Source organism: Micromonospora sp. NPDC020750 (genome assembly GCF_044334565.1).
Taxonomy (GTDB): Bacteria; Actinomycetota; Actinomycetes; order Mycobacteriales; family Micromonosporaceae; genus Micromonospora.
Window position 1 is genome coordinate 1 of sequence record NZ_JBIRTH010000011.1, and the last position, 24,287, is coordinate 24,287.

Sequence of the window (24,287 nt, forward strand, 5' to 3'; positions counted from 1 at the left end):
GAGGAAGTTCGTCAGGTTGTCGTGTGACAGGACGACGCCTTTGGGGGTGCCGGTCGATCCTGACGTGTAGATGACGAACGCCGCCGCCGTGGCGTCCACCACCGGCAGGCCGACCGGTTCGCAGGCCTCCACGGTCGGCCAGTCGTTGTCGAGTGCGACGACTCGGACGCTGTCAGGTGCGGGGATGCGGGGGGCGACCTCACCGACGGTCAACACCACCCGCGCGCCGTGGTCGGCGAGGAGCATCCGCATCCGCTCGGCCGGCCACGACACGTCCATCGGCGTGTAAGCCGCGCCGGCCCGCAACACGGCCAGGGTGGCGACCAGGGTCCACATGCTGCGGTCCAACGCCAGTGACACCACATCACCGACACCGACACCGGCTGACCGCAGGTAGCGGGCCAGCACCCCCGACCGGCGTGCCAGTTCCCCGTACGTCAGCACCTCGCCGTCGGCGACACCCGCGACCGCGTCCGGCGTGCGGCGTGCCCACTCCAACACCAGTTCGTGGATCGGCTCGTTCGGCACCGGACGCACCGGACCCCGACCCCACGCGAGTAGCCGCTCCCGCTCGACCACACCCAACAACGGCAACCGAGACAGCGGAACACCCGGCTCCCGCACACCCGCCCCGGCCAACAACACAACCTGATCCACCAGGCCCCGCACCCACTCCGCCGAAAACCCCTCCACCGCATAATCCACCCGCAGCCCGGAGCCATCCAAGGCCACGGTCACCACCACATCAACATCCACCACCGCCGGCCCCACCTCAGCCACCGGACCATCCACCAAGCCCACCACCACCGGACCCACCACACCCGCACCCGCCACCGGCGCACCCCACGCCACCGGACCCGCCACCGGCGCGGCCCACGCCGCACCCACCCGAGACACCAACTCGGGGAACCCCGGATCACCCGCCACACCCACCCGCACCAACCCGCCACCCGGCAGACCCAGCGCCACCTCCTCCTGACCCGTATACCGGGCCAACACCCCAACCAGGCCCGCCACCACCACCACACCAACCGGCCCCACACCCGCCAGGTCGGGCAACTCCAGCGTCCGCGCCACCGACGCCGCCCGAGCCGGCCACACCAACGGCCGCCGTAGATCCCCGACCAGGTCAAGACCTTCGGCTGATCCGGCCGGTCCGATGTCAATCGCAGCGCCCACGGACTGAGCACCAGCGGACCCGACAGACATGATCAACCTCCGATCGAAAGGGGTGACCGGGAGGCGCGTGGCCGGAGCGGCCGGTCAGCCGATGTTCCGTTTGGCGGACGGCACGATGTGGCGCGATGAATGCCGCGCGGCGTCGAACGCCGCCACCACCCGTCCGGGTGGCCGACCGGGGCCTCTTCGCGGCGGGCCCCGTCGTGTCGGCGGTGCGGCACCTCCCGTTCCACTCGGGCGCCGCGCACCCACGTGCGTCCCACTCCGGTGCGGTGGAGGGGAACGACGACCCGACGGGGCCCGACCCTACGAAGCCCGGTGGAGCGTCGTACACCCCTAGATTCACACGTCGACCCCCTAGGGAGTCTGCGTCGGGCCGACGACCCTTCAGCTCAAAAATGTGCAAAGTAAGCTGACTGCGCACCCCAGATCAGCACTCGACGATCACGCGGTCGGTGACTGGTTAATCACACACCGGCTGTTGGTGTGCACCGCGCCAACGCAGCGCTGACCAAAAGCCAGCCGCGACCTGGTCGGTCCAGCCTGGAACCGCGCTGTTTTCGGTGCACGCGGCACGCCCGACTCTCGCGGCCGAGCGGCCTTCATCAGAACCGGGACGCCACCCGTTCGCCCGCGTTCTCCGCATGATCGTGGCGGCGGTGCTCCCAGGCTTCGTGCCATCCCGAGGCCCTCCATGGGCCGGCATGTCAGGAGATTCAATGTATACGCCTATCCAGGTACAGGTGTTCGCTCACGACGGGGTGGTCCTGGCCCGGCCACCAAGTCCGGTGACGACTGCCAGCAGCCGTTATCTGGCCGGCGCGGGCGCCGGCTTGGACAACGGGCTGGACATGATCACTGGCCTTCACCTCACCCTTCCGCACCAGGCGGCGGCCATCGCCAGCGCCGGCGCCTGCGCGGACAAGTCGCTACGGCTGCTCAGCCGGAGCGGTCTCAAGACGCCGAGCGACCTGCGTGAATTCCGCAACAGCGAGCAGGCGGTACAGCTCGCCCGGGAAGCCGCCGAGCGGGGCGAGCTGCTGGAGTTCCAGTTCCCCCCGCACGACCCACAGCTGCGGGCCGCGCCGGCCCGGGTCTCGCCGGACCTGCTGGCCCGACTCAACAACAAGACCGTCCTGGAGAGCCTGGTCGCACCGGAGTACCTGCCCCGCCGGCAGGTCGCCACCCCCGCGGAGGTGCGACGGATCGTGCAGCAGGACCGCCGGCCGGCGGTCATCAAACCGGCCGGTGCCGAGGTGTACAGCGGGATCGCGATCTTCACCAGACGGTTGCGCGACCGGCTCAACCGGTCACTGTTCAACCAACTGGAGCAGGTGAGCGATCAGTGGATCGTCGAGGAGGAGGTCCCCTTCCGGACAGTCTGGGGACTCCAGTTCGGCGTGACCGAGAGCGGATCGGTGGAATACTTCGGTGCGTCCGTGCACCTGCCGCAGCCCACCTCGACGTGGGTCGGTTGTGTGATGGACGACGACCAACCGCCGGCGGAGCTGATCGAAGCGCTGACCACAGGGGTCCGAAAGGCCAGTGCTCTCGGGTACCGGGGGTACTGCTCGTTCGACGCAGGGATCAGCCGGAACGACGAACTGCGGATCATCGACCCGAACTTTCGGGTCAGCGGAGCCACCTCGTCGCTGCTGCACCGCAGCTCGTTGCTGCGCCAGCATCCGTGTGCCATCACGACGTTCTTCTCCCTCGCGCCCGGTGTCGACGCCGAGCCGATCCTCGCCCCGTTCATCGATCGTGGGCAGCTCGTCGTGTTCATGCACTACGACCCGGCGGAGACGGACAACGGCCCGCACCCGGCGACCATCGTCGGCATGGTCGGCGCCTCGGACCGGTACGCCTGCGGCGTGCTGATCGCGCAGGTCCAACGAGCGCTGAACAGCTGACGGATCACCCCCGCACCGGGCCGCGCCGGTGGACCGGCGACGGCGGGGGTGTGCGCCTGCGGGTGTGGTTGTCGCTGCCCGGGCGACAACAACGCACCCGCAGGCGACGACAGAAAGGGTGCCGGTGCGCTACATCCCGGCGAGGGCGGCGCGGACGGCCGGTTCCGGGACGTCGGCGACCAGGTCGGGGCCGGCCGGCCCGTCCAGGACGAGGGACAGGCCGTCGGTGGCCTTCTTGTCCCGCCGCATCAGCGCGATCAGCTCGTCGTGGTCGACCCCGGCCGGCAGCGCGGTGTCGAGGCCGTAGCCGGCCACCACGTCGTGGTGCTCGGCCACCCGGTCGGCCCCGATCCGGCCGAGGACGCCGGCCAGCCGGCCCGCGAAGACCGTGCCGACGCCGACCGCCTCGCCGTGCCGCAGCGCGAAGTCGGTGGCCCGCTCCAGCGCGTGCCCGAGGGTGTGGCCGTAGTTGAGGATGTGCCGCAGCCCGGCGTCGCGCTCGTCGGCGGCCACCACCCGGGCCTTCAGCGCCACACAGGCGGCGATCTGCTCGGCCACGGGCCGGTCGCGCAGCTCGCCCGCGCCGATGAAGTGGGCCCGGGCGATCTCACCGTAGCCGTTGCGCAGTTCCCGCTCCGGCAGCGTCGTCAGGTGCTCGGTGTCGCAGAGCACGGCGCGCGGCTGCCAGTACACCCCGACCAGGTTCTTGCCCTCCGGCAGGTTCACCGCCGTCTTCCCGCCGACGCTGGCGTCCACCTGGGCGAGCAGCGAGGTCGGCAGGTGGATCACCGCGATCCCCCGGTGGTAGAGGCCGGCGGCCAGCCCGACCACGTCCGTGGTGGTGCCGCCGCCGCAGGACACCACCGCGTCGGCGCGGGTCAGCCCGAACTCGGCGAACGCCCGGCAGAGCTGCTCCACCGTGGCCAGGTTCTTGTCGTGCTCGCCGTCGCGGGCCGGCACCACGCGGTGCGGCACGCCCGGGTCGGGCGTCCACTGCGCCGGCCGGGCCGAGACCACCACGACCCGCCGCGCGCCGATCCGCGCCACCTCCGCCGGCAGCCGGTGGCGCACCCCGGGGCCGATCAGCACCGGGTACGCGCGTTCGCCGAGCGGCACGTTGATCCGGGTCGGCGCGGCGGCGTCGGGAGCGGGACGGCCGGTGTGGGTCGGGCGCATGCGGCTGCTGTCTCCTCTGGGGGCCGGCGGGCGGGGCGAACGGGGGGCGGGCGTCGGCGGCGTCGCCACAACCGTGCCGGCCAACGGGCGTTCCCGGACCATCGACAGCCGCAGCGCCAGCGCGGCCAGCGCGTCGACGTCCGGCCCGATGCCCCACCGCTCGTGGGTGAGCTGGGCGTGGTGCGCCAGCAGGAAGCCGGGCGGCGTCACCGGATGGTCCCGGTCGACCACGGCCGTCACCCGGTCCAGGTACTGCCGCCAGGCGGCGGCCACCTCCCCGGTCAGCGGCAGGTCACCGGCCGTCAGGGCGATCTTCTCCGCCCCGGCGTCCGCCTGCGCGGCCAGGTCCCGCCGCTGCGTGCCGGTGAGCAGCCGGCCACGGTCCTGCCAGTGCAGGAACAGGAAGGTCAGCCGGTCGGCCGCCGGCACCAGCCCGGTCAGGTGCCGCAGGTGCGCCACGGCCAGCGGCAACTCGACCCCGGCCAGCCAGGGGGCGTCCCCGCCGAGCAGGGCCAGGGCCAGGTCGCTGCCCGCGTGCGCTAGCGGGCCGCCCCGGGCGGCGTCGCGCACCGCGTACGGGTCGGCGCGGCAGGCGTCCCGGTCGGCCGCCGGCAGCCGCCGCCGTACCTCGTCGAGCCCGGCGCCGGTCGTGTGGAAGCCGAGGCTCAGCCGCGGCCCGGCCGGAGCGTCGACCCGGTCGAAGAACCAGTCCGCCCGCGGGTCGGCCCGGCGGGCGGCGGCGACCAGTTCGGCGACCACCGTCCCGAGCAGCTCGGACGTCCGCGCGTCCGGGCACCCGCCGGCCGGCACGGCCAGGTGGGTGAACAACCACGAGCGTTCCAACGACGGCACCTCGACTGACGGAGCACGGGCACGACGGTCTGCGGGGGTCGCCCCATCATCGGTCTGCGGCGCGTCCCGCCAGCGGATCGGCCCTGGAACTGGGGACGACTTAGGGGGCGACAGGGGTAGGTCGTCGGCAGGGTGCTCGGAAGACTTGGGCCGTTACGGCGAGCGAGGTCTACGCCGCGGACGAGGAGTCTCGCCGACGGACGGAATGTGGTGACATGCTTCGGAGCGACCTGGTCCAGCCGTTGCCCGATCTGCTGAGGGCCCACGCCGACAGGTTCGGGGACAAGGTCGCCTTCCGTGACGACCGCCGCGCGGTCGGGTACGCCGACCTGGAGGCGCGGACCCGTCGGCTCGCCGGGCACCTGGCGGCGGCCGGGGTCGGGCGCGGCGAGCGGGTGGCCTTCTGCCTCGGCAACCGGGTGGAGACGGTGGAGACGTGGCTCGCCGTCACCCGGGCCGCCGCGGTGGGCGTACCGCTGAACCCGCGCAGTACCGACGCCGAGCTGGCCCACCTGCTCGACGACTCCGGCGCGGTGCTGGTGGTCGTCGGCCCGGAGCACCTCGACCAGCTCGTACGGCTGCGCGCGGACCGCCCCGACCTGCGGGTCTGGGTCATCGGGGACGACCCGGCGCCCGACGGCGTCGCCGCCTGGCGGGACCTGGTCGACGCCGAGCCCGCCGTCGACGCCCGGGACGACCTGGGCCTCGACGAGGTCGCCTGGATGCTCTACACCTCCGGCACCACCGGCCGGCCCAAGGGCGTGCTGTCCACCCAGCGCACCTGCCTGTGGTCGGTCGCCTCCTGCTACGTGCCGATCCCCGGCCTGACCCCCGACGACCGGGTGGTGTGGCCGCTGCCGCTGTTCCACAGCCTCTCCCACATCGGCTGCGTGCTGAGCGTGACCGCCGTCGGGGCCACCGCCCGGCTCATCGACGGGTTCTCCGCCGACGACGTGCTGCGCGCCGTCGACTCCGACACGGCGACCGTGCTGGCCGGGGTGCCGGCCATGTACCACCACCTGGTCGCCGCCGCCCGGGGCACCGGTTTCCGGGCCCCGGCCCTGCGGATGTGCCTGGTGGGCGGGGCGATCACCACGGGCGCGCTGCGCCGGGCGTTCGACGAGGTGTTCGACGCGCCGCTGCTCGACGCGTACGGCAGCACCGAGACCTGCGGTTCGATCGCCATCACCCGGCCGGACTCGCCCCGGGTCGAGGGCTCCTGCGGGCAGCCCGTGCCCGGCGTCGAGGTGCGCCTGGTCAGCCCGCAGACCGGAGTGGACGTCCCGGTCGACGCCGAGGGCGAGGTGTGGGTACGCGGGCCGAGCGTGATGCTCGGGTACCACGGCCTGCCCGACGTGACCGCCGCCGCGCTGCGCGACGGCTGGTACCGCACCGGTGACCTGGCCCGCCGGGACGTCGACGGCAACCTGTTCGTCACCGGTCGGCACCAGGAGCTGATCATCCGGGGCGGGGAGAAGATCCACCCGTCGGAGGTGGAGGAGGCGCTGCGCTCGGTGCCCGGCGTCGCCGACGTGGCCGTCACCGGCCGGCCGCACGAGGTGCTCGGCGAGGTGCCGGTGGCGTTCGTCGTCCCCGGGCCGGAGGGCTTCGACCCCGCCGCCGGGTACGCGGCCTGCCGGGAGCGGCTCTCCTACTACAAGGTGCCCGACGAGCTGTACGAGATCGGCCAGGTGCCGCGCACCGCCTCCGGGAAGGTCACCCGGCGGCTGCTGCTGGACCGGCCGGCCCGGCTGCGCGCCGTCAACGGCAGCCACCACGACCCGCTGAGCACCGTGACCTGGCGACCGCTGGACCTGACCGCCGTGCCGCCGGCCGCTTCCGCCGCGACGGTGGACCCGGCTGCGGACCCGGCCGGCCCCGCGCCGGCACGCCGTTGGGCGGTCGTCGGCACGGGCGGCGAGGCGCTGGTCGAGCCGCTGCGTGCGGCGTCGGCGGGGGACCGGTTCGCCGCGTACCCCGACCTCGCCGCCCTGCGCCGGGACCCGGACGTGCCGGACGTGACGCTGCTGCTCGCCGACGCCGCCCCGGTGGACCTCGCCGACCCCGGCGCCGTGCTGGGCCTCGCCGACCGGCTGCGCGACCGGCTCGACGACGACCGGTCCGCCACCGCCCGGCTGGTGCTGCTGACCACCGGAGCAGTGGACGCGTCCACCCCGGAGCTGGCCGACGACCCGGACCTCGTCCCGGCCGCCGCCGTCGCCTGGGCGGTGGGCCGCTGCCTCCAGGCCGCGTACCCGGGCCGGGTCGTGCTGGTCGACGCCGACGCCCACTCGCTGGCCCTGCTGCCCGCCGCCGTGGACGCCGGCGCCGCGCAGGTGGCGCTGCGCGCCGGCGCGGCCCGGCACCCGGTCCTCGGGCCGGCCCCCGTGCGGATCCCCGCGCGGCCGGCGCGGGTCGTCGACCCGGCAGCCCCGGCCCTGGTCGCCGGGGCCGACACCCCGACCGGTGCGGCGCTGGCCCGGCACCTGGTCGGCGCGTACGGCGCCGGCCGGCTGGTGCTGCTGCCCGCCGGCTCCCCGGACGACGCCGCCCTGGTCGAGCTGGTCGCGGAGCTGACCGCGGCCGGCGCGACGGTCACCGTGCAGCGCCGCTCCGGCGCCGGCCGGCACCGGGCCGACGCCGCCGCGCCCCCCGCCGGCGACGAGCCGGTCGGCGCGGTCTTCCTCTGCCCGTCCGACGCCGACCTCGCGGACCCCGCCGGAACCGCGCGGCTGGTCGCCCTCGCCGAGGCGCTGGACGCCCACGCCCGGCACGCCGCCGTCACCGCGTTCACCGTCCTCGTCCCGGCGGCCCCGCTGCTCGGCGGAGCCGACCGGGAGCGGGCGGCGGCTGCCGTCGGCGCCCTGCACACCCTGGTCGCCCGCCGCCGCGCGGCCGGCCTGCCCGCCCGGATGGTCGGCACGGCGGCCGACCAGGACCGCGCGGCCAGCGCCACCGCCCGGATCGACCTCGCCGCGTTCGACGTCGCGCACGACGGCGACGACCTCGTCCTGCTCGCCCACCCGGCCGCCGCCGCGCACCCCGCCTGGCGGGGCCCCGCCGGGACCGACCCGGCCGACGAGCGGGACGCCGCCGAGCTGCGCCGCCGGGTAACCGCGCTGGCCACCGTGGAGGGCGACCGGCTCCTGCTCGGCCTGGTCCGCGCCGCCACCGCCGAGGTCGCCGGCCTGCCCGGTCCGGGCGCGGTCCGCCCGGGTCGGGCCTTCAAGGAACTCGGCTTCACCTCCGTCGGCGCGGTCGCGCTGCGCGACCGGCTGGCCCGCGCCACCGGGGTACGGCTCTCCGCCACCGCAGCCTTCGACCACCCGAGCCCGGACGCCCTCGCCCGGCACCTCGCCGCCCGGCTGCGCGGCGCCACCCCGGCAGCCGCCGCCCCGGGCGGACCGGCCGGCGGGGCCCCGTCGGACGACCCGGTGGTCGTCGTCGCAATGGCCTGCCGGCTGCCCGGCGGGGTCGCCTCCCCCGAGGAGCTGTGGGACCTCGTCGCCCAGGGCCGGGAGGGGCTCACCGGGTTCCCCGCCGAACGGGGCTGGGACCTCGCCCACCTGTTCTCCGACGACCCCGACCAGCCCGGCACCTCGTACGTGCGGGTCGGCGGGTTCCTGCCCGACGCGGCGGACTTCGACGCCGCCCTGTTCGCGATCAGCCCCCGCGAGGCGCTGGCGATGGACCCGCAGCAGCGGCTGCTGCTGGAGACCTCCTGGGAGCTGTTCGAGCGGGCCGGTATCGACCCCACCTCGCTGCGCGGCAGTGCCACCGGCGTCTTCGCCGGCGTCATGCATCACGACTACGCCGCCAACCTGCGCCAGGCCCCACCCGGCACCGAGGGGTACCTCGGCGTCGGCACCGCCGGCAGCGTGGTCACCGGTCGGGTCGCGTACGCGCTCGGGCTGGAGGGCCCCGCCGTCACCGTCGACACGGCCTGCTCGTCGTCGCTGGTGTCGCTGCACCTGGCCGCTCAGGCGCTGCGCGCCGGGGACTGCACCCTCGCGGTGGCCGGCGGCGTGGCGGTGATGGGCACCCCGCAGGCGTTCGTCGAGTTCAGCCGGCAGCGCGGGCTCGCCCCCGACGGCCGGTGCAAGGCGTTCGCCGAGGGCGCCGACGGCACCGGCTGGTCCGAGGGCGTCGCCGTGCTGCTGCTGGAACGCCTCTCCGACGCCCGCCGCAACGGGCACCCCGTCCTCGCCGTGCTGCGCGGCAGCGCGATCAACTCCGACGGCGCGTCCAACGGGCTCACCGCCCCCAACGGGCCCGCCCAGGAGCGGGTGATCCGCCGGGCGCTGGCCGCCGCCGGGCTCACCGCCGCCGACGTGGACGCCGTCGAGGCGCACGGCACCGGCACCCGACTCGGCGACCCGATCGAGGCGCAGGCGCTGCTCGCCACGTACGGCGCGGGCCGGGGCAACGCCGGTCCGCTGCGGCTGGGCTCGCTGAAGTCCAACCTCGGCCACACCCAGGCCGCCGCCGGCGCAGCCGGGGTGATCAAGATGGTGCTGGCCATGCGGCACGGGACACTGCCGGCCACCCTGCACGTGGACGCCCCGACGTCCGAGGTGGACTGGTCCGCCGGCGCGGTCGAGCTGCTCACCGAGGCCCGCCCCTGGCCGGCGGTGGACCGGCCCCGGCGGGCCGGCATCTCCTCGTTCGGCATCAGCGGCACCAACGCCCACGTCATCGTCGAGGCGCCCCCCGCCGACCCGGAGCCCACGCCCGCCGGCCGCTCGGCCGGGGAGCCCGCGCCCGCCGCGTGCTCGACCGGGGAGCCCTCGTCCGTCGCGCACCGGGCCGGGGAGCCCGCGCCGAGCGGCGCCGGGGACCGCCGCGGGCCGGTGCCGTGGCTGCTCTCCGGGGCCACCGGCGAGGCCCTGCGCGACCAGGCGGCCCGGCTGCTGGGCTGGCTCGACGGCCCCGGCGCGGACGCCGACCCGGCCGACGTCGGGCACGCCCTGGCCACCACCCGTGCCGCCCTGGAGCACCGGGCCGTGGTGCTGGCCGGCGACCCGGCGGCCACCCGGTCCGGGCTGACCGCGCTGACCCGGGGCGACGCGGACCCCGACACCGTCGGCGTGCTGACCGGCCGGGTAGTCGACGGCCAGCTCGGACTGCTCTTCGGCGGGCAGGGCGGCCAGCGCCCCGGCATGGGCCGGGGACTGCGCGCGACGTACCCGGTCTTCGCCGACGCGTTCGACGCGGCCTGCGCCGAACTCGACCGCGCCCTCGCCGGCCACGCCCCGCACCCCGTCGCGGACGTCACCCTCGCCGAGGCCGGCGGGGAACTGGCCGGCCTGCTCGACCAGACCCTGTACACCCAGCCGGCCCTGTTCGCGTTCGAGGTGGCGCTGTACCGGCTGCTGGAGTCCTGGGGCGTGCGCCCCGACGCGGTGCTCGGCCACTCCGTCGGCGAGCTGACCGCCGCGCACGTGGCCGGGGTGTTCTCCCTCGCCGACGCGGCGGCGCTGGTCGCCGCCCGGGCCCGGCTGATGCAGCAGCTCCCCGACGGGGGCGCGATGGTCGCCGTCGAGGCCGGGGAGGCCGAGGTGGCCCCCCACCTCACCGACCGGGTCGGGCTGGCCGCCGTCAACGGGCCGACCAGCGTGGTCCTCTCCGGTGACGCCGACGCCGTGCTGGCCGTCGCGGCCACCCTGCGCGCCGCCGGCCGGCGGACCAGCCGGCTGCGGGTGTCGCACGCGTTCCACTCGCCGCGCATGGAGCCGATGCTCGACGCGTTCCGCGCGGTGGCCGCCGGCCTCACCTACCGCACCCCGCACCTGCCGGTGGTGTCCAATCTGACCGGCGGGCCGGTCGACCCGGCCCGGCTCTGCTCGCCCGACTACTGGGTGGCGCACGTGCGCGGCACCGTCCGCTTCCTCGACGGGATGCGCGCCCTGCACCGGCAGGGGATCAGCACGTTCCTGGAGGTCGGGCCCGGCGGCGTGCTCACCGCCATGGCCCAGGACTGCCTCGCCGCCGACGCCGACGAGCTGGCCTTCGTCCCCGCCGTGCGGACCGTCGACGACGAGCCGGACGCGCTGCTGGCCGCCGTGGCGCGGCTGCACGTGCGCGGCGCCGCCGTGGACCTGGCCGCCCTCGCCGGCCCCGGCCCGCACCGCCGGGTCGAGCTGCCCACGTACGCCTTCCAGCGCCGGCACTACTGGCTGCCCTACTCGGCGGTGGCCGGCGGCCCGGCCGACGTCGGGCTGACCGACGCAGGGCACCCGCTGCTCGGCACGGTGCTGCCGGTCGCCGGCACCGGGCAGGTCGTCTGCACCGGCCGGATCGCCGCGGCCACCCACCCGTGGCTGGCCGCGCCCGCCGACGGCGTACCGCTGCTGCCCGCCACCGCCCTGCTGGACCTGCTCACCCACCTCGGCGAACTCCTCGACCTGCCCACCGTGGCGCGGCTGCGGATCCCCGAGCCGGTGCCGCTGCCCGCCGAGCTGACCGTCGACGTGCAGGTCATCGTCGCGGGGCCGGACGAGCACCTGCGTCGGGTGGCACGCTGCCACGTACGGGCCGCCGACGGCCAGCCGTGGCGGGAGGTCGCCGAGGCGGTGCTCGCCCCGGCGGACCCCGCCGCCGGCCCGGTCACCGCCGTACCGGCGTGGCCGCCCACCGGTGCCCGCCCCGTGGACCTGGACGCCCCGGAGCACCGGGCACTCGCCGGCGAGCTGGCCCGGGGCGCGTGGGTCGCCGCCGACCGGCTCTTCGTCGACGTACGCCTGCCCGAGGACGCCCGGGACTCCGACGCCGACCGGTACGGCGTGCACCCGCTGGTGCTGGACGCGGCCCTGCGGCTGCTCCCGCTCGCCGACTTCGCCACCGCCGGAGCGGACGCCGGAGCCGACGCGGGCGCGGGGGCCGCCGGTCCCGCCGCTCGGCCGATGGCCGTCGACTGGGCCGGGGTGCGCCTGCGCGCCACCGGAGCCCACGCGCTGCGGGTCTGCCTCGCCCCCGCCGGGGCGGACGCGGTCACCCTCAGTGCCGTCGACGACTCCGGGGCGTCGGTGCTCGACGTCGACCGGGTGGTGCTGCGCGTCGTGACGCCGCCGCCCGCCGACGGCCCGCCCCCGCCGGCCGCCCCCGCCGGCCTGTACGCCGTCGACCGGTTGCCCGCCGCCGCCCCGGCGACTCCGGTGCCCGCCTGGACCCTCGCCGATGGCAGCCCTCCGGACGGGCCGCTGCCGCCGGTGCTGGTGCTGCGGGTCGGCGACGGCGACCCGGGACGGCCGGTGCCCGACCGGGCGCACGCCGTCGGCCTCGACACCCTCGCCGTGCTGCGGCGCTGGCTGGACGACCCGCGCGCCGAGACCACCCGGCTCGCCCTCGCCGTGCGCGACGGCGACCCGGTGCACGCCCCGGTCGCCGGGCTGGTCCGGGTCGCCCAGGCCGAGCATCCCGACCGGTTCCTGCTGCTCAGCCTCGACGCGGGCGACGACGCGGCCGTCCGGGTGGCCCTGTCCGCCGGCCCCGACGAGCCCGAGGTGGCCGTCCGCGACGGCCGGGCCCTGCTGCCCCGGCTCCGCCCCGTCGAGCACCCCGCCGCCGGGCCCCTGCCGGCGCTGGCCGGTGGCACCGTGCTCGTCACCGGCGGCACCGGCGGCGTCGGCCGGCACGTCGCCACCCACCTCGCCACCGCGCACGGCGTCACCGAGCTGGTGCTGCTCAGCCGCGCCGGCCGGTACGCCGACTGGATGACCGCGCTCACCGACGCCGGGGTGACCGTCCGGGTGGTCGCCGCCGACGTCGCCGACCGAGCCGAGCTCGCCGAGGTGGTCGCCCCGCTCGCCGACCGCCTCGTGGCCGTCGTGCACGCCGCCGGGGTCACCGACGACGCCCTGCTCACCGGCCTCGACGCGGCCCGCTGGGAGCGGGTTCTGCGGTCCAAGGTGCACGGCGCGTGGCACCTGCACGAGTTGACCGCCGGCCTCGACCTGGCCGCGTTCGTGCTGTTCTCCTCGGCGTCGGCCACCTTCGGCAGCCCCGGCCAGGGCAACTACGCCGCCGGCAACGCGTTCCTCGACGCGCTCGCCGGGCACCGCCGCGCCCACGGCCTGCCCGCCACCGCCCTGGCCTGGGGCCTGTGGGCCGAGGAGGCCGGGATGGCCGGCCGGCTCACCCCCGCCGACCTGGCCCGCCTCGCCCGGGGCGGCACCCGCCCCCTGGACACCGCCGCCGGACTGGCCCTGTTCGACGCCGCCCTGCACTCCGACCGGCCCGCGCTGGTGCCGATCGGGCTGGACCTGGCCGCCGTCCGGGCCTCCGGGGAGGTGCCCGCCCTGCTGCGGGCGCTGCTGCCCCCGCCGCTCCGCCGCCGGGCCGTCAACGCCGACCCCGCCCCCGCGTCCGCCGCCGGGTTCGCCGACCGGCTGGCCGGGCTCGGCGAGCCGGAGCGGGCCGCGCTGCTGCTGGCTCTGGTCCGCGCCCGCAGCGCCACCGTCGTCGGGCACGCCGGCCCGGAGCAGGTCGAACCGCGCCGCCCGTTCAAGGAACTCGGCTTCGACTCGCTGATGGCCGTGGAGCTGAGCAACCGGCTCTCCGCCGTCACCGGCGTCCGGCTCGCCCCGCACGCCGTGTTCAACCACCCCACCCCGGAGCTGCTCGCCGCGCACCTGCACGCCCGGCTGCTCGGCACCGCCGCCACCGAGGTCGCCGACGCGAGCACCGTCGCCCTCGACGAACCCGTCGCGATCGTCGCCATGGCCTGCCGGTTCCCCGGCGGCATCGGCTCACCGGACGAGCTGTGGCGGCTGCTCGACGGCGGCGGCGACGTCATCGGCGACCTGCCCACCGACCGGGGCTGGCCCGACCTGTACGACCCCGTCCACGGCACCCCCGGGCGGACGTACGTGCGCTCCGGCGGATTCCTCACCGGCATCGCCGACTTCGACGCCGCGTTCTTCGGCATCAGCCCCCGCGAGGCCCTGGCCATGGACCCGCAGCACCGGCTGCTGCTGGAGACCTCCTGGGAGGCGCTGGAGGGCGCCGGCATCGACCCGGGGACGCTGCGCGGCAGCCGCACCGGCGTGTTCGCCGGCACCCACGGCCAGGACTACGCCGACCAGATCGCCCCGGGCGCCGTCGCCGACGACGGGGAGACCATCGCCGACGAGGGCCACCTGCTCACCGGCACCGCCGGCAGCGTGCTGTCCGGCCGGGTCGCGTACTCCCTCGGGCTGGAGGGACCGGCGGTCACCGTCGACACGGCCTGCTCGGCGTCCCTGGTGGCGTTGCACCTGGCCGCCCAGGCACTGCGCCAGGGCGACTGCGACCTGGCCCTGGCCGGTGGCGTGTCGGTGCTGTCCAGCCCGGCCGGGCTGACCGGGTTCAGCCGCCAGCGCGGCCTCGCCGCCGACGGCCGGTGCAAGCCGTTCGCCGAGGACGCCGACGGGTTCGGCATGTCCGAGGGCGTCGGGGTGCTGGTGGTGGAGCGCCTGTCCGACGCCCGCCGCCGGGGCCACCCCGTCCTCGCGCTGGTCCGCGGCACCGCGGTCAATCAGGACGGCGCGTCCAACGGGCTGACCGCCCCGAACGGGCCGTCCCAGGAACGGGTGATCCGGGCCGCGCTGGGCGCCGCCGGGCTCACCCCCGCCGACGTGGACGCCGTCGAGGCGCACGGCACCGGCACCGCGCTCGGCGACCCGATCGAGGCCGAGGCGATCCTCGCCACGTACGGCCAGCGTCCCGCCGACGCCCCGCCGCTGCTGCTCGGCTCCGTCAAGTCCAACCTCGGCCACACCCAGGCCGCGGCCGGCGTCGCCGGGGTGCTCAAGATGGTCCTCGCCATGCGCCACGGGCGGCTGCCCCGCACCCTGCACGCCGAGCGGCGCACGTCCCGCGTCGACTGGGACTCCGGGTCGGTGCAGCTGCTCACCGAGGCCCGCCCGTGGCCCCGCGCCGACCGGCCCGCCCGGGCCGGGGTGTCCTCGTTCGGCATCAGCGGCACCAACGCCCACGTCGTCGTCGAGGCCGTGCCCGCGCCGGAGCCGGTCGGGGCGTCGGAGTCCACCGCCGACCTGACCGGGGATCCCGGGGCGCTGCCGTGGCTGCTGTCCGCGCGTACCCCCGAGGCGCTGGCCGGGCAGGCCCGGCGGCTGCGGGACCACCTGGCCGGACGGCCCGACCAGCGCCCGCTCGACGTGGCCTGGTCGCTGGCCACCACCCGGGCCGCGTTCGACTCCCGGGCGGTGCTCGTCGGCGGGGACCCGGACCGGATCGCCGCCGCCCTCGACGCGCTCGCCGACGGCCGGCCCGCCCCCGAACTGGTCCGCGGCGAGGCCGGGACCACCGGCAGGGTTGTCTTCGTCTTCCCCGGCCAGGGCTCCCAGTGGCTCGGCATGGGGCTGGAGCTGCTCGACCAGGCCCCCGTGTTCGCCGAGCGGATGGCCGCCTGCGACGCCGCGCTGCGGCCGTACCTGAACTGGTCGCTGCTGGACGTGCTGCGCCAGGCCCCGGGCGCGCCGAGCCTCGACCAGGTCGACGTGGTGCAGCCGGCCCTGTTCGCGATGATGGTGTCGCTGGCCGAGCTGTGGCGCTCGTACGGCGTGCGACCCGACGCCGTGGTCGGCCACTCGCAGGGCGAGATCGCCGCCGCCTGCGTCGCCGGGGTGCTCTCGCTGCCCGACGCCGCCCGGGTGGTGGCGCTGCGCAGCCGCGCGATCCGGGCCCTGGCCGGGCACGGGGCAATGGCCTCCGTGGCGCTGCCCGCCGACGTGGTCCGCGAGCGGACCGCCCGGTACGGCGACCGGGTGGCGGTGGCCGCCGTCAACGGCCCGGCCGCCGTGGTGGTCTCCGGCGAGGAGGCCGCCGTGGAGGGGCTCCTCGCGGAACTGGCCGCCGAGCAGGCCCGGGTCCGCCGGATCGCCGTGGACTACGCCTCCCACTCCGCCCAGGTGGAGCGGATCCGCGACGAGCTGGCCGAGCTGCTGGCCGGCATCGCCCCCGGCCCGGCCGCCGTGCCGCTGTTCTCCACCACCGACCTGCGCTGGCTCGACGGCGAGGAGATGGGCCCCGACTACTGGTACCGCAACCTGCGCCAGCCGGTCGAGCTGCACCGGGCGGTGCTGGAGCTGGCCGCCCAGGGCCACGACACGTACGTCGAGTGCAGCCCCCACCCGGTGCTCACCGTGGGCATCTCCGAGACCCTCGCCGACGGCGACGGCCCAGCCCTGGTGGTCGGCTCGGTGCAGCGCGACCAGGGCGACCGGGGCCGGTTCCTGCTCTCGGTGGCCCAGCTCCACGTGCGCGGCGTCGGTGTGGACTGGCAGCCCGCCCTGGCCGGCGGCCGGCACGTCGACCTGCCCACGTACGCGTTCGCCCACCGCCGCTACTGGCCCCGGCCGAGCGCCGGCCCCGGCGACGTCGGCGCGGCCGGCCTGGACGCCGCCGGGCACCCGCTGCTCGGCGCGTCCGTGGCGCTGGCCGAGGCGAAGGGGCACCTGTTCACCGGCCGGCTCTCGGCCGCCGCCCAGCCCTGGCTGGCCGACCACCGGGTGCTGGACGCGGTGCTGGTGCCCGGCACCGGCCTGGTGGAACTCTGCCTGCGGGCCGGCGACGAGGTCGGCTGTCCCGTCCTCGACGAGCTGGTCATCGAGGCCCCGCTGGCCCTGCCGGCCGACGGTGCCACCCAGGTCCAGGTGGCCCTCGGCCCAGCCGACGACGACGGCCGCCGCCCGGCCACCCTGCACTCCCGGCCCGCCGGCGGGCCGGCCGACGCGCCGTGGACCCGGCACGCCAGCGCCACCCTGTCCGCCGACCGGACCGCCGGGTCGGACGCGGCGGGGGAGCTGGCCGAGTGGCCGCCGCCGCACGCCCGCCCCGTCGACCTGTCCGGCTTCTACGCCGGGCTGGCCGCCGACGGGTACGCGTACGGGCCGGCGTTCCAGGGGCTGCGCGCCGTGTGGACCAGCGGCGACGAGGTGTACGCCGACGTGGAGCTGCCCGCCGCGCAGCGTGCCGACGCCGACCGGTACGGCCTGCACCCGGCCCTGTTCGACGCCGCCCTGCACGCCGCGCACTTCGGCGGGCTCGCCGAGGCCGGTGCGGGACAGCTGCTGCTGCCGTTCGCCTGGAACGGCGTCACCCTGCACGCCTCCGGCGCCACCGCGCTGCGGGTCCGCCTGACCCAGGTCGCCCCGTACGCCGTCGCGCTGACCGTCGCCGACCCGACGGGCGCTCCGGTCGCCGACGTGGACGCCCTGACGATGCGGCCGATCGCCGCCGGCGAGCTGACCCGCACCGACGACCGGGCCACCCGGGACGCCCTGTTCCGCCTCGACTGGACCCCCCTGCCGCCCGCCGACGACGCCCCGCCGGTCACCGCCGTGGCGCTCACCGCCGGCTCCCCCGGCACCGAGGGCTTCGCCGGTCATGCCGGCACCGAGGGCTTCGCCGGTCATGCCGGCACCGAGGGCTTCGCCGGTCATGCCGGCACCGAGGGCTTCGCCGGGTGGGCCGGCCTTGACGGCTTCGCCGGATATCCCGGGCTGGACGCCCTCGCCGCCGCCGTCGACGCGGGCCTCGACCTGCCCTCGGCGGTCCTCGCGCCGCTGTCCACGGCACCCGCCGCGCCCGCGCCCGAGGCGGCCCGACACGCCACCGTCCGGGCCCTTGACCTGGTCCGGCGCTGGCTCACCGAGCCGCGCTGGGCGGCGGCCCGGCTGGTGCTGGTCACCCACGGAGCGGTCGCCGTGCACAGCACCGCCGAACTGGTCGATCCGGCCGCCGCCGCGGCGTGGGGCTTGGTCCGCTCGGCCCAGTCGGAGCACCCCGACCGGCTGGTGATCGTCGACGTCGACCGGGACGGGCTCGGGGCCGACCAGCTCGCCGCCGTGCTCGCGGCCGGCGAGCCGCAGGCGGCGCTGCGCGGCGGCGTCGGGTACGTCCCCCGGCTGGCGCGCGCCGGCTCGACGGGCGAACTGACCCCGCCCGCCGCGCCCGCCTGGCGGCTGGACGCGCCGGTGCGCGGCAGCCTGGAGAACCTCACCCTGGTCCCGACGGACGCCGCCGACGCCGTCCTCGGCCCTCTCGACGTGCGGGTCCGCGTCCGCGCCGCCGGCCTGAACTTCCGCGACGTGCTCAACGCGCTCGGGCTCTACCCGGGTGACGCCGGGCCGCTCGGTGGCGAGGGCGCGGGCGAGGTGGTCGAGGTGGGCGCCGAGGTCACCGACCTGCTCCCCGGCGACGCCGTGTTCGGGGTGTTCGTCGGCTGCTTCGGGCCGCTCGCCGTCACCGACCGCCGGCTGCTCGCCCCGATGCCGGCCGGCTGGTCGTACGTGCAGGCCGCCTCCGTGCCGGTGGTGTTCCTGACCGCGTACCACGGGCTGGTGAACCTGGCCGGGCTCCGCCCCGGCGAGTCCGTGCTGGTGCACGCCGCCGCCGGTGGGGTCGGCATGGCCGCCGTGCAGCTCGCCCGCCATCTCGGCGCCGAGGTGTACGCCACCGCCAGCCCCGCCAAGTGGGACGCGCTGCGCGCGCTCGGCCTCGACGACGACCACCTGGCGTCGTCGCGCACCCTCGACTTCGAGGCCCGGTTCCGCGCCGCCACCGGCGGCCGGGGCGTCGACGTGGTGCTGGACTCGCTGGCCCGCGAGTTCGTCGACGCGTCGCTGCGGCTGCTGCCGCGCGGCGGCCGGTTCGTCGAGATGGGCAAGACCGACATCCGCGACCCGCAGACGGTCGCGGCCGACCACCCGGGCGTCGACTACACGGCGTTCGACCTGACCCTGTCCGACCCCGACGAACTCCAGCGGATGCTCGTCGACCTGCTCGGGCTCTTCGAACAGGGCGCGCTCGCCCCGCTGCCCACCCAGGTCTGGGACGTGCGCCAGGCGCCGGAGGCGTTCCGGTACGTCAGCCAGGCGCGGCACGTCGGCAAGGTGGTGCTCACCACGCCCCGCCGGTGGGACCCCGACGGCACCGTGCTGCTCACCGGCGGCACCGGCACCCTGGGCCGGCTCGTCGCCCGCCGGCTCGTCGAGACCCACGGCGCGCGGCGGCTGCTGCTGGTCAGCCGGCGCGGCGCAGACGCGCCGGGTGCGGCCGACGCGGCCGACGAGCTGCGCGCGCTGGGCGCCGACGTCACCCTCGCCGCCGCCGACGTGGCCGACCGGGACAGCCTGGCCCGGGTGCTGGACGCGGTGCCGCCCCGGCACCCACTGACCGCCGTCGTGCACCTCGCCGGGGTGCTCGACGACGGGGTGGTCACCGCCCTCACCCCGCAACGCGTCGACACCGTCTTCGCGCCCAAGCTCGACGCCGCCTGGCACCTGCACGAACTCACCCGCCACCTCGACCTGGCCGGGTTCGTGCTGTTCTCCTCCGGGGCCGGGGTGTTCGGCGTGCCCGGCCAGGGCAACTACGCCGCCGCCAACGCGTTCCTCGACGCCCTCGCGCAGGCCCGCCGCGCCGCCGGACTGCCCGGCCGGTCGCTGGCCTGGGGACTGTGGGAAGAGGCCAGCGAGATGACCGCGAAGCTGGACCGCGCCGACCCCCGGATCACCGCCCGCGACGGGCAGCTCGCCATCCCCTCGGACCTGGGGATGGCCCTGTTCGACGCGGCGCTGCGGACGGCCGAGCCGGTGCTGGTGCCGACCCGCATCGACGTCGCCGCCCTCACCGAGCGGGTCGCCCGACCCCCGGCCCTGCTGCGCGGGCTGGTGCGGCGGGAGCGGCGCAGCGCCCGGTCGGCCACCCCGGCGACGGGCGGCCGGACCCTCGCCGACGAGCTGGCGGCGCTGCCCGCCGACGACCGCCCCGGCCTGCTCGTCGACCTGGTGCGCGAGCAGGCGGCGAGCGTGCTGGGGCACGGCAGCCGGGCGGCGGTCGCCCCCGACCGGGCGTTCAGCCAGATCGGCTTCGACTCGCTGACCGCCGTCGAGCTGCGCAACCGGCTCGGCGAGGCGAGCGGCCTGCGGCTGCCCGCCACGCTGATCTTCGACTATCCCGACCCGACCGCTCTGGCCGGCTACCTGCTCGCCCAGCTCGTCCCGGACAGCGGCCCGGCGCTGCCGCCGGTCCTCACCGACCTGGAGAACCTGGAACGGTCGCTGGCCGAGGCGACCCTGGAGGCAGAGCTGCACGCCCAGATCGGCTCCCGGCTGGAGGTGCTGATGGCCAAGTGGCGGACCATGCGCACCGGGCCGGGGGGAGACCTCGGCCCCGACCTGGACATCGACGGCGCCAGCGACGACGAGATCTTCGACCTCATCGACTCCGAACTCGGACTCTGACGACCGGCCGGCGGCCCGCCCGTTCCGCCGACCGGCCGGAGTCCCGCCCCGACACCCGACCCCCACGCGAGGAACCGATACCGATGCTGATGACCGACGTCCTGATCGTGGGCTACGGCCCGGTGGGCGAGATGCTCACGATCCTGCTGGCGCAGCGAGGTCTCACCGTCACGGCGGTCGAACGGTGGGAGACCCCGTACAACTTCCCGCGCGCCGTCTCCTACGACGGCGAGGCGAGCCGGATCCTGGCCGCCGCCGGGGTCGCCGCCCGCCTCGGCCCGGTCGTCGAGTCGTCCGGGGAGTACACGTTCCGCAACGGCTTCGGCCGGACCCTGCTGCACGTCAAGGTCGCCGGCGACGGGCCGATGGGCTGGCCCGACTCGGTCTCCTTCTACCAGCCCGGCCTGGAGGCGGTGCTCGCCGAGCGTGGCACGGAGCTGCCCGGGGTCACCGTGCTGCGCCCGTACGTGGTGACGGCGCTGACTGAGCACGACGACCGGGTCGAAGTCACCATCGACGGGCCGGAGGGCCCACAGGTCCGGGCGGCCCGCTGGGTGGTGGGCTGCGACGGCGCCAACAGCTTCGTCCGGGAACACCTCGGCAGCACCGTGACCGACCTCGGCTTCACCCACGACTGGCTGGTCTGCGACGTGGTGCCGAACGAGGCCCGCGAGTTCAAGCCCAACAACCTCCAGGTCTGCGACCCGGCCCGGCCCCGCACCGCCGTGTCCGCCGGCCCCGGGCACCGGCGGTGGGAGTTCATGCGGGTGCCCGGCGAGAGCCGGGAGGAGTTCGAGAGCGTCGACAGCGTCTGGCGGCTGCTCGGGCTCTTCGACATCACCCCGGACAACGCCACGCTGGAGCGGTACGGCGTCTACACCACCCAGGCGTGCTCCGCCGACCGGTGGCGCTCCGGCCGGACCCTCCTCGCCGGCGACGCGGCGCACGTCATGCCCCCGTTCATGGGGCAGGGGATGAGTTCCGGGTTCCGCGACGCGCTCAACCTCGCCTGGAAGCTGGACCTGGTGCACCGAGGGCTGTCCGACGAGGCGCTGCTCGACACGTACCAGCAGGAACGCTGCGCGCACGTGCAGCACGCCATCAAGATGTCGATGGACTCCGGAACGGTGATCTGCGAGACGGACCGCACCGCCGCGGCCGGCCGGGACTCGATCATGCTGGCCGAGCTGCGCCGCCGTACCACCCGCGCCCGGACCCGGTCCCTGCTGGAGGCCCTGGTCAGCGGCGTGCTGCACCGGCCGGACGGCTCCGTCGGCCCCGGCGCCGGCGAGCCGATGCCACAGGGCCACGTCGAGGTCGACGGCCGCGCCGGGCTCTTCGACGACGTCGTCGGCACCGGCTTCGCCCTGATCTGCGCCGAGGATCCCGCGGAACTGCTCGACGCTGACGCCCGGGCGTTCCTGGACTCCCTCGGCGCCCGGCTGGTGCGGGTCGTCCCCGCCGGCGCCCCCGCTCCCGCGGCCGGCGCCGGGACGACGGTCGAGGACCTCGATGACGTCTACCTGTCCCACCTGAAGCGGCACGACGCGGCAGCGGTGCTCGTCCGGCCCGACTTCTACGTCTTCGGCACGGCGGCCGACCCGGCCGCCGTGCCCGCTCTCGTCGACGACCTGCGTCAGCAGGTCCGACGCGGCTGATCGACAGCCGACCCATTCCGGAAGGAGCACCATGCTCGACAACCTGAAGATCGCGGCGAGGGCCATCCGAACCGTCTTCACCGCCGACCCCGTCACCCGGGTCCGGCGCTTCTACGAGATCCAGGCCCCCGACGTGGAGTTCGCGGCCCGCCGCACCCACTACATGAACGTCGGCTACTGGGAGGACGGTGTCACAGACATCGACGAGGCCGCCGAGGCGCTGGCCGGCAAGCTCGCCGACGCCGCCGGCCTGAAGCCGGACGACACCATCCTCGACGTCGGGTTCGGCTACGCCGACCAGGACTTCAGCTGGCTGCGCTCGGGCCGCGTCGGCAAGGTCGTCGGGCTCAACATCACCCCGCACCACATCGAGGCGGCCCAGCGCCGGGCGCAGGAGGAGGGGCTCGCCGACCGGACCGACTTCCGGCTGGGCAGCGCCACCGAGCTGCCGTTCCCCGACGCCACCTTCGACCGGGTCGTCGCCCTGGAGTCGGCCTTCCACTTCTACCCGCGCAGCGCGTTCTTCGCCGAGGCGCTGCGGGTGCTCAAGCCGGGCGGCGTCCTCGCCACCGCCGACATCATCCCGGTCAGCGAGAACGTGGTCCGGGCCGCCATCCAGTCGGGCCCGCTGAGCTTCGTCAAGTTCAGCATCCCCAAGGAGAACTGGCACGACCGCGAGACGTACGCCCAGCAGCTCGCCGACGCCGGCTTCGACCGGCCCGAGGTGCAGTCCATCAAGGACCACACCTGGGAGGGCTGGCGGCGCTACATGGCCGACCGGACCAACGACCCGGACTTCCAGGCCGCCGTCAAGCCGGCCGTGCGCAAGAGCATGGCCTCGCACTGGAAGAACCAGGACCTGATGAAGCGCGAGCTGGCCAACCTCGACTACGTGATCGCGGTCGCCCACAAGCGCTGAGCGCGCACCGGGCCGAGGGCCCGCCGACCGGTCGACGGTCGACGGGCCCTCGCCTGACTGAGCAGCATGAGGGCTGACGCCTGATGTCGGACAGCGCGGGTTGCTTCAGCGCACTCACCTGCCGCTGATCGCGCGGTCATGCCGAGAAGCTCGTGTCCAGTTGTGGTCAGGCTCGACGCTCGCCAAGAACCTTGCTGAACATCGCAAGGTAGCTGTCATGAGCCAGGGACAGTTCTCCAAGCGCATCTTCGGTGAACCACGCGATGGCATCGTGTTCGTCCGGCGCGACGTTGACCGGAGACCCCGTCCACGCTTCGATCAGCCAGATCTGCATGTCGAACGTGTCGGCACGAACTTCTTGCACGGGCGGACCCGACGGTGCCGAAATGTCGATGCCCAGCTCCTCTCGAAGCTCTCGAGCAAGTGCCGCGCCGGGCCGTTCCCCGGGCTCCACGTGCCCACCGGGCAGGTCCCAGACGTCGGGATACCAACGGCGCTGGGGAGATCGGTGACAAAGCAGTACTCGGTTGCCGTCCCGCAGCAACGCCGTGACGATGCGAGCCTTGGGAGAGTCTTCCGCGGAGAGCGACACGGGCGCATTCTGCCACCCCCGTAAGCCGACATTGTGCCGTGCCGAACGGCGGCCGACATACTGATCTGCCGCCGAGCGGGCGTCAGGGGCCGCACCTGCGAGACCGACAAGTCAGCCGACCGCTCGTGTCGATGTCCGCTAGTTGCTCCTGGGCGACGGTCTGGAATGCTTCGCCCATGCCTTCCTACCCGCCTACCTTCGCCGACCAGGTCGTCGCACAGCCAGCCCGTGTCCAGTTCGAGGCGTTCCTCGACGAGCACCGCGGCGCGCTCAATGGCTGCTTGGACGGGCTGACAGAGCAACAGGTGCGCCGACCGTTGGTGGCCTCCCGCACCACGCTGCTGGGTCTTGTTAAGCACGCGACTTTCGTCGAGAAGGTCTGGTTCAACGAAGCCGTCACGTGCCGGTCGCGTGCTGAGATCGGCATCCCTGCGACGTCGGACGAGTCGTTCATCCTCGATGACGACGACACAATTGCCACCGTCCAGCACGCACACCGCGAAGCCTGCGAAGCATCACGCCATGCGACGTCATTCCTGGGTCTGGACGACATCCTTCAGGGGCACCGGCGGGGCCCGCTTCCGCTGCGGTGGGTGTATCTCCACGTGCTGCGCGAGCTAGCCCAGCACTGCGGGCACGCAGACATCCTTCGAGAGCAACTCATCAACGAGTAGTGCGCGGACGTCCGCTCATGCCGCTGGCAACGCTCGGAGACGACCGGATTTGCCGATGTGCGTACGTCGGATGTCCGCT

General features: G+C 75.6%; 8 protein-coding genes. 5 read left to right on the forward strand and 3 right to left on the reverse strand.

Features of this window, described 5'->3' with window-relative positions; translation table 11 throughout:
- On the reverse strand, nucleotides 1–1,077 hold a 1,077-nt coding region (locus tag ACH4T9_RS27895; protein WP_396674163.1), incomplete at its 3' end, for an AMP-binding protein.
- Nucleotides 1,078–1,898: 821 nt separating this feature from the next.
- Between ACH4T9_RS27895 and ACH4T9_RS27900 the strand changes: the two genes are divergently transcribed.
- Nucleotides 1,899–3,089: an ATP-grasp domain-containing protein gene (locus ACH4T9_RS27900; RefSeq protein ID WP_396674162.1), complete on the forward strand. Its 1,191-nt coding sequence runs from the start codon at nucleotides 1,899–1,901 to the stop codon at nucleotides 3,087–3,089.
- 129 nt (nucleotides 3,090–3,218) lie between these two features.
- Here ACH4T9_RS27900 and ACH4T9_RS27905 read toward each other — a convergent pair whose 3' ends face one another.
- Complete coding sequence (locus ACH4T9_RS27905; protein ID WP_396674170.1) at nucleotides 3,219–4,265, reverse strand: 3-dehydroquinate synthase family protein; 1,047 nt, start codon at nucleotides 4,263–4,265, stop codon at nucleotides 3,219–3,221.
- 1,067 nt (nucleotides 4,266–5,332) lie between these two features.
- Here ACH4T9_RS27905 and ACH4T9_RS27910 point away from each other — a divergent pair.
- The 3 genes from ACH4T9_RS27910 (at nucleotide 5,333) to ACH4T9_RS27920 (ending at nucleotide 22,942) form a co-directional block, all read left to right on the forward strand.
- Nucleotides 5,333–20,365 (forward strand): SDR family NAD(P)-dependent oxidoreductase, encoded by a 15,033-nt coding sequence (locus tag ACH4T9_RS27910; RefSeq protein ID WP_396674161.1) that lies wholly within the window; start codon nucleotides 5,333–5,335, stop codon nucleotides 20,363–20,365.
- Between the two features lie 83 nt (nucleotides 20,366–20,448).
- Nucleotides 20,449–22,023 (forward strand): bifunctional 3-(3-hydroxy-phenyl)propionate/3-hydroxycinnamic acid hydroxylase, encoded by a 1,575-nt coding sequence (locus tag ACH4T9_RS27915; protein WP_396674160.1) that lies wholly within the window; start codon nucleotides 20,449–20,451, stop codon nucleotides 22,021–22,023.
- Between the two features lie 31 nt (nucleotides 22,024–22,054).
- On the forward strand, nucleotides 22,055–22,942 hold the full coding sequence (locus ACH4T9_RS27920; protein ID WP_396674159.1) for an SAM-dependent methyltransferase: 888 nt from the start codon (nucleotides 22,055–22,057) through the stop codon (nucleotides 22,940–22,942).
- Nucleotides 22,943–23,108: 166 nt separating this feature from the next.
- Here the strand turns inward: ACH4T9_RS27920 and ACH4T9_RS27925 are convergent, their stop codons facing one another.
- Nucleotides 23,109–23,534 (reverse strand): NUDIX domain-containing protein, encoded by a 426-nt coding sequence (locus ACH4T9_RS27925; protein WP_396674158.1) that lies wholly within the window; start codon nucleotides 23,532–23,534, stop codon nucleotides 23,109–23,111.
- A 176-nt stretch (nucleotides 23,535–23,710) separates the two neighbouring features.
- On the opposite strand from ACH4T9_RS27925, the gene ACH4T9_RS27930 reads away from it, so the two are divergent.
- Nucleotides 23,711–24,208: a DinB family protein gene (locus ACH4T9_RS27930; RefSeq protein ID WP_396674157.1), complete on the forward strand. Its 498-nt coding sequence runs from the start codon at nucleotides 23,711–23,713 to the stop codon at nucleotides 24,206–24,208.
- Nucleotides 24,209–24,287 lie beyond the last annotated feature (79 nt).